At 43.7% G+C, this 10,687-nt stretch carries 12 protein-coding genes; 2 read left to right on the forward strand and 10 right to left on the reverse strand.

From position 1 onward, the window contains the following. Positions 1-90 precede the first annotated feature (90 nt). On the forward strand, positions 91-2,061 hold the full coding sequence (locus tag DXD25_RS09145; RefSeq protein ID WP_117663117.1) for an ABC-F family ATP-binding cassette domain-containing protein: 1,971 nt from the start codon (positions 91-93) through the stop codon (positions 2,059-2,061). Positions 2,062-2,087: 26 nt separating this feature from the next. After that, entirely contained in the window at positions 2,088-4,121 is a 2,034-nt protein-coding gene (locus DXD25_RS09150; RefSeq protein WP_117663119.1) for a M13 family metallopeptidase, read from the forward strand. Between the two features lie 97 nt (positions 4,122-4,218). Here the strand turns inward: DXD25_RS09150 and DXD25_RS09155 are convergent, their stop codons facing one another. The 10 genes from DXD25_RS09155 to DXD25_RS09190 all read right to left on the reverse strand — a co-directional run bounded on the left by DXD25_RS09155 (position 4,219) and on the right by DXD25_RS09190 (position 10,657). Next, the gene (locus DXD25_RS09155) at positions 4,219-4,620 is read right to left on the reverse strand and encodes an MIT C-terminal domain-containing protein (RefSeq protein WP_233522250.1); all 402 of its coding nucleotides are present in this window, start codon (positions 4,618-4,620) and stop codon (positions 4,219-4,221) included. A gap of 19 nt (positions 4,621-4,639) precedes the next feature. Further along, positions 4,640-4,963, reverse strand: coding sequence for a BREX system Lon protease-like protein BrxL (locus tag DXD25_RS17180; protein ID WP_233522251.1), 324 nt, complete (start codon positions 4,961-4,963; stop codon positions 4,640-4,642). A gap of 12 nt (positions 4,964-4,975) precedes the next feature. Beyond that, positions 4,976-5,686 carry a hypothetical protein gene (locus DXD25_RS09165; RefSeq protein ID WP_233522252.1) on the reverse strand — a complete coding sequence of 237 codons (711 nt, stop codon included), beginning with the start codon at positions 5,684-5,686 and terminating at the stop codon, positions 4,976-4,978. Next, on the reverse strand, positions 5,670-5,801 hold the full coding sequence (locus DXD25_RS17460) for a hypothetical protein (RefSeq protein ID WP_255415689.1): 132 nt from the start codon (positions 5,799-5,801) through the stop codon (positions 5,670-5,672). Before DXD25_RS17460 ends, DXD25_RS09165 begins: the two co-directional genes overlap by 17 nt. A gap of 28 nt (positions 5,802-5,829) precedes the next feature. Continuing rightward, positions 5,830-7,761: a DUF262 domain-containing protein gene (locus DXD25_RS09170; RefSeq protein ID WP_117663121.1), complete on the reverse strand. Its 1,932-nt coding sequence runs from the start codon at positions 7,759-7,761 to the stop codon at positions 5,830-5,832. A 19-nt stretch (positions 7,762-7,780) separates the two neighbouring features. Continuing rightward, positions 7,781-8,893 carry a YhcG family protein gene (locus tag DXD25_RS09175; RefSeq protein ID WP_117663123.1) on the reverse strand — a complete coding sequence of 371 codons (1,113 nt, stop codon included), beginning with the start codon at positions 8,891-8,893 and terminating at the stop codon, positions 7,781-7,783. A gap of 66 nt (positions 8,894-8,959) precedes the next feature. Continuing rightward, positions 8,960-9,289, reverse strand: a complete 330-nt coding sequence (locus DXD25_RS09180; RefSeq protein ID WP_233522253.1) for a PDDEXK nuclease domain-containing protein — start codon at positions 9,287-9,289, stop codon at positions 8,960-8,962. Positions 9,290-9,547: 258 nt separating this feature from the next. After that, entirely contained in the window at positions 9,548-9,640 is a 93-nt protein-coding gene (locus DXD25_RS16690; protein WP_153091597.1) for a smalltalk protein, read from the reverse strand. A gap of 12 nt (positions 9,641-9,652) precedes the next feature. Then, positions 9,653-10,276 (reverse strand): DNA-binding protein, encoded by a 624-nt coding sequence (locus DXD25_RS09185; RefSeq protein WP_370453413.1) that lies wholly within the window; start codon positions 10,274-10,276, stop codon positions 9,653-9,655. Positions 10,277-10,468: 192 nt separating this feature from the next. Continuing rightward, positions 10,469-10,657, reverse strand: a complete 189-nt coding sequence (locus tag DXD25_RS09190) for a tyrosine-type recombinase/integrase (protein WP_199540955.1) — start codon at positions 10,655-10,657, stop codon at positions 10,469-10,471. Positions 10,658-10,687: the final 30 nt, after the last annotated feature.

Below are 10,687 nucleotides of genomic sequence, written 5' to 3' on the forward strand. Positions count from 1 at the left end.
CCTAGCCCAGGGTAACACCCTGGGTATTAAATGAAAATGTAATGTCGCCCTGAAAGGGCAAAAGCTTCAATAATATAAAAAAACAAATAGATGATTTCAGTAGAAGGACTGAAAGTAGAGTTTGGCGTAAAGCCACTTTTCAATGATGTAAGCTTCGTAATCAACGACCGCGACCGCATTGCCCTGGTAGGTAAGAACGGTGCCGGCAAATCTACGATGCTGAAGATTCTCTGTGGCTTGCAGAAGCCAACCTCCGGCGTAGTGGCTATCCCTAATGAAACCACCATCGGCTATCTGCCTCAGGTGATGAAACTGCAGGATGATACCACCGTGAAGCAGGAAACCCGCAAGGCTTTCGCCCACAATACCGAGATGAAGGCGCGCCTCGACAAGATGCAGCAGGAAATGGCCGACCGCACCGACTACGAGAGCGAGAGTTATGCCCAGCTCGTGGAGAAATTCACCCAGGAACATGATCGCTATATGATGATGGGCGGTGAAAACTACGAGGCGGAAATAGAGCGCACGTTGAGCGGTCTGGGTTTCACCCGTGAAGACTTCGACCGTCCTACCCGGGAGTTCTCCGGTGGATGGCGTATGCGTATCGAGCTGGCAAAGATCCTGCTCCAGAAGCCGGATGTACTTCTCCTCGATGAGCCTACCAACCACCTCGATATCGAGAGTATCCAGTGGCTGGAGCAGTTCCTGGCGCAGAGTGCCAAGGCGGTGGTGCTGGTAAGCCACGACCGTGCCTTTATCAATAATGTAACCAACCGCACCCTGGAGATTACCTGCGGAAGGGTAGAGGATTACAAGGTGAAATACGATGAGTATGTGGTACTTCGTGCCGAGCGCCGCGAGCAGCAGCTCCGTGCTTACGAAAACCAGCAGAAGGAAATAGCCGATATCAAGGATTTCATCGAGCGTTTCCGCTATAAGCCTACCAAGGCTGTACAGGTGCAGAGCCGCATCAAGCAGTTGGAGAAAATCGTTCCTATCGAGGTGGATGAGGTGGATACCAAACAGATGCATCTCAAGTTCCCTCCTTGTCTCCGCAGCGGCGATTATCCGGTTATCTGCGATGAGGTGAGAAAGGATTATGGCGATCATACCGTCTTCGACCATGTGACCCTTACCATCAAGCGTGGCGAGAAAGTGGCGTTCGTAGGTAAGAACGGTGAGGGTAAATCTACCCTGGTGAAGTGTATCATGGGCGAGATTCCTTTTACGGGCAATCTCAAGATAGGTCATAACGTGCAGATAGGTTATTTCGCACAGAACCAGGCACAGTTGCTCGATGAGAAGCTTACCATCTTCCAGACCATCGACAATGTGGCTACCGGCGAGATGCGCCTCAAGGTGAACGATCTCTTGGGTGCCTTTATGTTTGGTGGCGAAACTTCCGAGAAATATGTCAAGGTGTTGAGTGGAGGAGAGCGCAGTCGTCTGGCGATGATCAAGCTCCTGCTCGAACCGGTGAATCTCCTGATTCTCGATGAGCCTACCAACCATCTTGACATGCAGTCGAAGGATGTGTTGAAGGAAGCCATCAAGGCATTCGACGGCACCGCTATCATCGTGAGCCACGACCGTGAGTTCCTCGACGGACTGGTAGATAAGGTATATGAGTTCGCCGGTGGCAAGGTACGTGAGCATCTGGGCGGTATCTACGATTATCTCCGTGCCCACAATGCCGAGAGCATCAGTCAGGCGCTTGCCAATCAGGTCGGAAGTCAGAATATGTCATCTGCCGGCTCTCCATCTTCTTCATCATCATCTGCAGATTCTTCCGAAGTATCCTCCGGAAAACTCAGCTATGCCGAGCACAAGGAACAGCAGAAGAAGATTCGCAAGGCTGAGAAGGCGGTGAAGGAATGCGAGACGAAGATTGAAAAGCTCGAAACCCGCAAGGCAGAGATTGATGCCCTCCTGATGAAGCCTGAGAATGCCACGAATATGGAACTCGTTACTGAATATACCGAGCTGATGAAGAGCCTGGATGAGGAAAACGAGAACTGGATGATGCTCTCCGAAGAGCTGGAGGAAATCAAGAATTCATAGTTAAAACAATAATAAATAACGAGAAAATGAAAATGAAGTACATCCTTCCGATGATGATGCTCGCAGCCATGCCTTTGGCTGCTGATGCTCAGAACAAGTCGGGACTTGTCATGAGCAATCTTGACAAGACAGCAAAGCCTGCTGATGATTTCTATCAGTTTGCTACCGGTGGCTGGCAGAAGAACAATCCGCTGCCTGCTGCCTACAGCCGATATGGTAGTTTCGATCAGTTGGCTGAGAACAACAACAAGCGTATCAACTCTATTCTTGATGAACTCAAGAAGAAGACCTACAAGGCTGGAACCATCGAGCAGAAGCTTTCCGACTTCTATAAGTTGGCGCTCGATATCGACCGCCGCAACAAGGAGGGCATTGCTCCCGTAAAGCCTCTCCTCGACGAGATTGCTGCTGCCAAGACCAAGGCTGAGCTCCAGAACTTGCAGGTGAAGTATGCTATGCAGGGCTTGGGCGTAGGTTTCGGTACCGGTTTCGGTGCTGATGAGAAGAACGTTACCATGAACATCTACAATGTGATGCAGGGTGGCTTGACTCTCGGTTCCAAGGATTACTACCTCAACAACGATGCTGCTACCGTAGCCATCCGTGAGGCATTCAAGACCTACGTGGCAAAGATGTTCCAGCTCTATGGCTTCTCTGCTGCCGATGCTGCCCAGAAGGCACAGAAGGTATTCCTCCACGAGACCAGTCTTGCTACTATCTCCAAGAGCCGTACCGAACTCCGTGACCCACAGGCTAACTACAACAAGATGAGCCTGAAGCAGTTTAAGGAGAATTATCCAAACATTCCTCTTGAGGCATTGGCTAACGGCGAGGGCATCAAGAGCGAATATATCCAGGAGATGATTGTGGGTCAGCCTGCATTCATGGCTGGTTACGACAAGATTACTGCTGCTGAGGATGCTGAGACCTTGAAGGCTTTGATGGAGTGGAGTGTCATCGGCAGCTCTTCTGCTTATCTCACCGATGAGATCCGTGAGGCAAACTTCGATTTCTTCGGCAAGACCATGAGCGGCAGAAAGGAAGACCATCCATTGTGGAAGCGTGCCACCTCTCAGGTAGATGCTCAGATGGGTGAGGCACTCGGCAGAATCTACTGCAAGAAGTTCTTCCCTGAGTCATCCAAGAAGATGATGGAGACTTTGGTCAAGAATCTCCAGGTGAGTCTCGGTCAGCGTATCGACGCTCAGGAGTGGATGAGTGCTGAGACCAAGGCTGCTGCCCACAATAAGCTCGATAAGTTCTATGTCAAGATTGGTTATCCTAACCAGTGGACTGACTATAGCAAACTTACCATCGATCCATCCAAGAGTTTCTATGAGAACGTGATGGCTTGCCGTCAGTTCCGCAACAATAAGGAGATTGCAGAGAAGGCTGGTAAGCCAGTCAACAGAGACGAGTGGTATATGACTCCTCAGACTGTGAATGCATACTATAATCCTACCACCAACGAGATCTGCTTCCCAGCAGGTATCCTTCAGTATCCATTCTTTGATGCCAAGGCAGACGCGGCATTCAACTATGGTGCTATCGGTGTAGTGATTGGTCATGAGATGACTCACGGTTTCGACGATCAGGGTCGCCAGTATGATGCCAGCGGTAACCTGAAGGATTGGTGGACCGCTGCTGATGCAGAGGGCTTCAACAAGCGTGCAGATATGTATGCTGATTTCTTCAGCAACATCAAGGTATTGCCTGATCTGAATGCCAACGGTCGCTTTACATTGGGTGAGAACCTTGCCGACCACGGTGGTTTGATGGTATCTTTCAATGCATTCAAGAATGCGACAGCCAAGAAGCCTTTGAAGAACAAGGATGGCTTTACTGCTGATCAGCGTTTCTTCCTTGCTTACGCAGGTGTATGGGGTCAGAACATCACCGAGAAGGAGATTCGCAACCGTGTGAAGAACGATCCTCATGCGCTTGGCAAGTGGCGTGTAGATGGTGCTCTTCCTCACATTGATGCCTGGTATGAGGCATTCGGTGTAAAGCAGGGCGACAAGATGTTCATTCCTAAGAATGAGCGTCTGGAGCTTTGGTAAAGATCAAATATCCTATCCCGTTAGTTTTTAAAGCTTTAAAGGGATAAGAATGAAATATGTAAAAGGCTGCGTTACTTTGTGGTGACGCAGCCTTTTTTCATACGTTTTTATTCTTCATGAATGTTGCCGTAAACTCCTTACACTTACGCATATCCTGTTTCGATGATGCAATAGAGTAGGGACTATATTTTTCAAACATATCAAGACCACGTCCTAATGTAATGGTCCATCCTGTATCTGTTTTGATACATCTGTCATGGAAGTCTCTGAACTTGTATGTAAACTCAATGCCATAAGAAGCAAGGTCGTCCTTGATGTCATCAAGCTTGTCTATCAGATCTGGAATTTTATCTTCCTCCTCGTTAGTGATGAGATTGAGTTTCAAGTCATCCACTGGACGTGTATTGATAAGCATCAGGGCAAACTCCATGAAGTTCTTGATTTGCCATGAAGCACGTATATATGGATCTTCAATGGTTATTTCCTTTGCTTCTCTCATATAAGGTGCAAATAACTTCTCATAACTTACGCCAGTTTTGTCCCATTCTGAATGACATACTCTTTTCTTGTAGAACAGATATGCGTGGACGTTTGGTTTTCGGTTCTTCTGTATGATCTTCAGTCGTAGTATGTACTTCAGTCGTTGTATGTTCTACTACCTGATTGCTCACCTTTTCCAGACTTTCGTTGATGATTTCTTCATCATCGCTGGCGCAATACTGCCCCAGCAGGTATTCCAACACGTAGGTAGGAACAGGCAGGCCTCCCTTCACGAAGAAAGCCAAATCCTTTCTTACCACCTTGCCTATAAAGGCATTCATTACTTTCTGTTGTAAATCCATATGCAGTATTCCTTAAAAATCCTGTTCTATCATTGTATTGTTCTTCACTTTCTCACGTACAAGAGGGTTCAGTTTGTCATCCACATCGTAGATTCTAAGCTGTAACATACTTGCATTGACAGATTTATTCAGATTGAGTGTCACTTCAAACACACTATTGTTCAAGTTCGTTGCATCAGTGCTATTCAGTGTCACTTCCTTTTCCTGGGTTACAGGGGCGTCACCATTATAAATACAGCAAACCACCTTGCGCTCCATCACGGTCATGCTTACAGCTTCCGACTGTATCATCTGGAACTTCAATCGACTGCTTACCATATTCAGGTTGTGGCTCATCAGCGCAACACCCACCTTTTCAGTCTTGTTTGTTCTCTTCTGCTGACTTCTTATCACAGGAATAATCATTTCCTGAAGCGAAGCACCACCATGAGCAAAGTTGTAGCCACCCGGTGCAGCCAGGCGGCTGGTTCCGATAGGTACTGCAACCTGTAACGGTGTGGTACTCTTGATGGAAGATACCTTGTCAAGAGGGAATTTTACAATATCCTCAAAAGCATCGTTGCTGTCTGTGAGATAGTATCTTGTCTTCTTCTCAATAGCCGACTCCTTGATGCTATGCTTGTCCTTCTCCTCAAACTTCATATCATTATAGAGGAATCCATGATCAGCGGTGAGAAGCACATTTGCCACATTCCCATCAAACACCTTATATATAGTCGTCATTCCACTGCTTCATTTCATCCAGTTCGTTCTGGATGATGTTCATCCTGTCGAAGATGAAGAGCACATGAAGTTGCGGATTGCGCTCGAAGTAATTGTATATTCTATCTTGTACCATATTCTTGAATGCTTTATAAATACAGATGTTATTTGTCAAAATCTATTCCTGTCAATTTCGATAATCTGGATTTAATGGCTCCCCTATTTCTAAGAAATATGTTCATTAGTTCGTTAACAGATTTTCCTTCTTTATATAGTGTCACCAGTTTATTGTCGTCAATTTCTGTCCAAGGCTTATAAGCGTTGGGATAGACTGCCTTCTGTTGTTCCATATACGATGGATGATTTGTGTTCTGTTGTTCTATATACGATTGATGATCTGTTTTAGAACAGGAATCATTTATACCAAAAATCTCCATCAAATCCTTTATGACTCTTTCCTGGTTTTCTTGAACTGTGTCAGGAGTCCATGCATTCGGATATGTTTTGTATATTTTTTGAGAACTAGCAAAAGAACCTATATTCTTCTCGAAATATCTTTTTAGCTTCTCCTGATAATCCAAGTTACCTAAAGAAGAATTCTTTCGACGACCAATCAGGCATAAATTTCCGATTCTATGCGTATAATAGTCTCTCTGTTCTTCATTAAAATCCTTTACCCACTGACTGGTTGCTTTAGGATTTTGTGGAAGAATATGCTCAATTGATGTAGTCCCGAAATCTTTCCATTCGGACTTATCCTTGTATTTGTATTCAAGCAGCATCAGAAGTGCATAAGTATATCGTCTGCCGTATATCTCAGATTGAATGTTAGCCATGAAAACTTGTTCATTAAATGAATAATAATCATGAGCTTCTAGCACATCAGATGTATTGCATGCTTCTTCTATCAAATTAATGATATTATTCAAGTTGTCAATACGATACGATGGGGTTTTACCACATACTGCATCTGCAATATTTTTGCATGCCACCTTCTTTGTAAATTCAAGGAGTCCATCGTTTCCAAATTTTCTTCCATATGCCAAAATAACAGGAACCCAATCTGTTGAAGGCATACACTCATTGAGTGTTCTTATCAACGTACAATACTCTGAATCTTCATTGCCTGCCAAATTTATCAGTTTGTTATAATCTTCGTATGCTTTAAAAACATAGTTGAAGAATTCTTTTCCCTGTTTAATTTTCCCAGCTTTGAAAACTTGCTTGTCATATTCATCGAGCAGATTCATTTTTTGTCGCTTTTTGAGCAACATAGTTCGTACATACGCAAGGAAACGGTCAAAATCATTTCCTAAATCTTCCTGCATTTTTTCCCATTCACGTGCATACTCATTCATTTCACCATCATCCTCAATTTTTTCAAGATTAGATGATTTCAATATGTCTGCATTACTTAATTTTTGACCACGGTCATTCATGACAGAAAATAGGCGAAATGCATCCTCTAATGAATCTGCTGATATATATATCATAACAACATTGTTGAGAATGAAAGATAGAAAAGCATCTAAATCTATTTCTTCATGAGTTGTAAAATATTCATTGTAACAAACCAATGCATTACACATCCTTTGAATAGAAGTACTTTCTTTCTTATCATTGGCCTTCTTTACAATTTTATCCCAATGTTGCGTAATACTGCCGGGTGTCATTAAGTATTCCTCTATGAATTTCTTCACATTACCACGTATTTCATATGAAAGACGTATTCGCTCCGGAATCTGCTTAATCTTATTTGCCTTTTGGAATATCAAATCAACACAGGTTTCCTTGACATCGCAAGAAGAATCGGCATAGTCACGCAAAAACGCAAATAAGAGGAACAGGGTAGTGATACGCTGCTGTCCATCAAGCAGATCATTGTTATTATCTTTACTTTGAATGATGTATGATCCTAAAAAGTATTCTTCTTTGGCATGCTCTATATAATTAGACGCAAAATCGTCCAACATATCATTCACATTATCGCTTTCCCAAACGTAATGTCTCTGATATGAAGGAACAGTGTACCATTCCGCGAAAACCTGAGTAATAGTTTGCTTTCCAAATCCTATTTCTTTATTTCCAGATTTCATAATTCAATTTGATTTTGGATTATTTCTTTCTAATTTCTTCTTCCAATTCATTGATGCTTGGCAATTTCTCATTGAAATTGTTTGGAAGAATTTGTATTCCCTCATAAGCTGTAATAGCTATTGGCTGATTATACCCTTCCAGGCAATATTGCGCAAAAAGGTTGTTCTTATTTCGACAAATAAGTAGTCCAATGGTTGGTCTATCCAAATCAGACTTCAATATATGATTTACAAGTGACATATACCCAGACAGTTGTCCGAGATATGACGACTCAAATTCTGTTATTTTCACCTCAACCACTACGTAGGCATGCAATTTTGTATTGTAAAACAACAAATCCGTAAATTGTTCTTTGCCAGCTACAGATAGCAAATATTCTCTACCCATATAGGCAAAGCCTGACCCTAAGCTCATCAATAGCTGATTAACATGCTGCACAAGGGCATTCTTGAGATTTTCCTCATCGAAAGATTCTTTTAGTTTTAAAAAGGAAAAATTCAAAGGGTCATTTATGAGTTCTCTTGCTAAATCTCCAGTAGGATGAGGCATTGTTTGAGGAAAGTTGTTCACAGCTTTTCCTTGTCGTTCATATAACCCGTTATTTTTCCCTTTATCGCCAATCATATTCAGCAAAGTAGCCCTGGACCAACAGTTCTCTAATATTTTTGATGCGTAGAATATGGCTTTTTCAGGAGCATCTTCTAAGTAGTCAATAATTACTTTGTGATGACCCCATGGAATGGAAAAGATGTTCAATGGCATCGTCTGTGTTTCTGTTGGTACAGAATGCAATGGCTTAGAAATTTCCCCAGCTTGGGGAAATTTCTTAAATATTTGACTATAGAGTTTATAAAATCTTTTACAATAATATAAAGAGCCAGGTGTAAGTCCTGCTACTCCTGGTAAAGCTACACGAAGATCTTTGCTTAGTATTTGTATGGCAGAACTGCCATATTTGCTCTCGAATTCTCGTTCGCAGATGTCTCGACCTAAGCTCCAATAAAATTCTAACTTGTCGGAGTTGACATGTATTGCAGCTTTTAACTGTTGCTTTTTGAATCGTTTTTCTATATCGCTAACCCATTGTTTATAGTCTGGGTCTGTTATTGCTGACGTCATTGTCTTTTTCATATTCTTCTAATTAATTTGCTGTTGCGGATATTACACGTCGCCCACTATTTAATTTTCTGTAATATATCACCGAACTTGGCGTTCATCCTCTATCAACAGGCGCTTTTGTCTGGCTACAAAAGAAAAGCCCTTGCCCATTTCGAGCAAGAAGTCGGCGATATGAGAGATGATGGCACTCTCTAAGTCTTTCTCGTAGTAAGAAGCCTTGCGTTCCAGACCAAGAAACTCCAGCACCATCGGGTCTTTGATAATCTCCTGTGGCGATATAGCCCAGTACATTTGCACTCGGCAAAAATCAACACTGCGCACGGCATTGGTGCGAGCAGTATTGATGATAGTCTTTATGTCGTTGACAAACCCTTGTAGGGTGATGTCTTGGTTATTTTTATCTGTCATGTGTATATCCTTTTGGAGATCACAATTTGTGACCTTAAACATTTGTAATACTATCGTTGCAGTCTATCTGCATTTCGGTATTTACATCTTATATATGCAAAAGTACAGTTTTTATTCGAAATAACATTATAAAAGTAGAAAAAATAGTATTTGATTTCCGTTAATAAGGGTTAAATGAATAGCTTGGTTATAAAAAAGAGGGTGTGTCATCAATTCATGACACACCCTCTTTGAGAGGTTTTAGTTTTACATCCCGACTTACATACAGCTTGTCAAACCTAAAGAGGCTGCGATGGCTGTAAGGAGTGAGAGAGCAATCTTAATCACGGTTTTCCAGGTTTCACGTTTCATGGGCTATATTTTTTAGAAATTTACATTGTCACCACTTTCTCCGTTGTCACCGGTATCGCTTCCGCCAGTCTGCGAACCGCCAGTCTGCGAACCACCACCCTGTGTTCCGGTATCGCCTGTGTTGCCGCCGGTGGCTCCGGTATCACCCTTGTTCTCGTCAGGGTTCTCCTGGTTGCCGCCCTCGGTGTCCTCCACATCCTTCGAATCGTTGGAAGCGATGTTCTTTACCACTTCGCCGTCGCGGTTTACGCAGGTGATGCTGATACCCGTCTTGGCAAGCTCCTGCTTGATCTCCATATTAGGGCAAAAGATTACGCGGCGCTGGGTGATGAGCTTGGTGCTCACATCCTCTACCGACTTCACTGCATTGGCACGCAGACCGAAACGCATGGTGCCCAGCCCCGGAACTGCTACGGAGTGACCCTCTGTAGCCCACGCCTTGATCACCTCGCTCAGGGCAGCGTAAGCCACGTTCATCACGGCAGGAGTCAGACCGCAATGCAGGGCAGCCTGCTGGATCACCTTCTCCGGTGTAAGCTTGTTGTAGATCAGTGGCTGCATCACGTACATGTACTGGTCCTTGCCACCTTCCTTACCCAAGTAAGCAATCTTGCGCTCAATAGCTTTTACATTCATTCCCATAACTCAAAAACATTTTAGTTAAACATTGATTGCAGAGCTTTTGTTTCTGCAAGCCATTGTGTTTCAATGACAATGCAAAGATACAAAATTTAGGGGCGGAAATCAAGAGTTGTTCGCCACTTGCAAGAAAAAACAGTTATTATAGTAAGTCTATGCATCTGTGTTATCTGTGAAATCTGTGGGAAACTAGCAGGCTGCTAAACCCCTGAGCTGATAGTTCAGCAGATGGGTGGCGCTGGATAGCATCTGGTTCGTGATATGCGCATATCGCTGCGTGGTGTTGATGTTCTGGTGTCCCAGATACCTCATGATGGTATAGAGATCCGTGCCCTGCGTCAATAATAGGGTGGCGCAGGTGTGGCGGCCCGAATGCACAATTTAAGCAAAAGCAACGGAAAGTGAAGA

Origin of the sequence: Prevotella sp. TF12-30 (genome assembly GCF_003436715.1) — a bacterium.
GTDB lineage: Bacteria > Bacteroidota > Bacteroidia > Bacteroidales > Bacteroidaceae > Prevotella > Prevotella copri_A.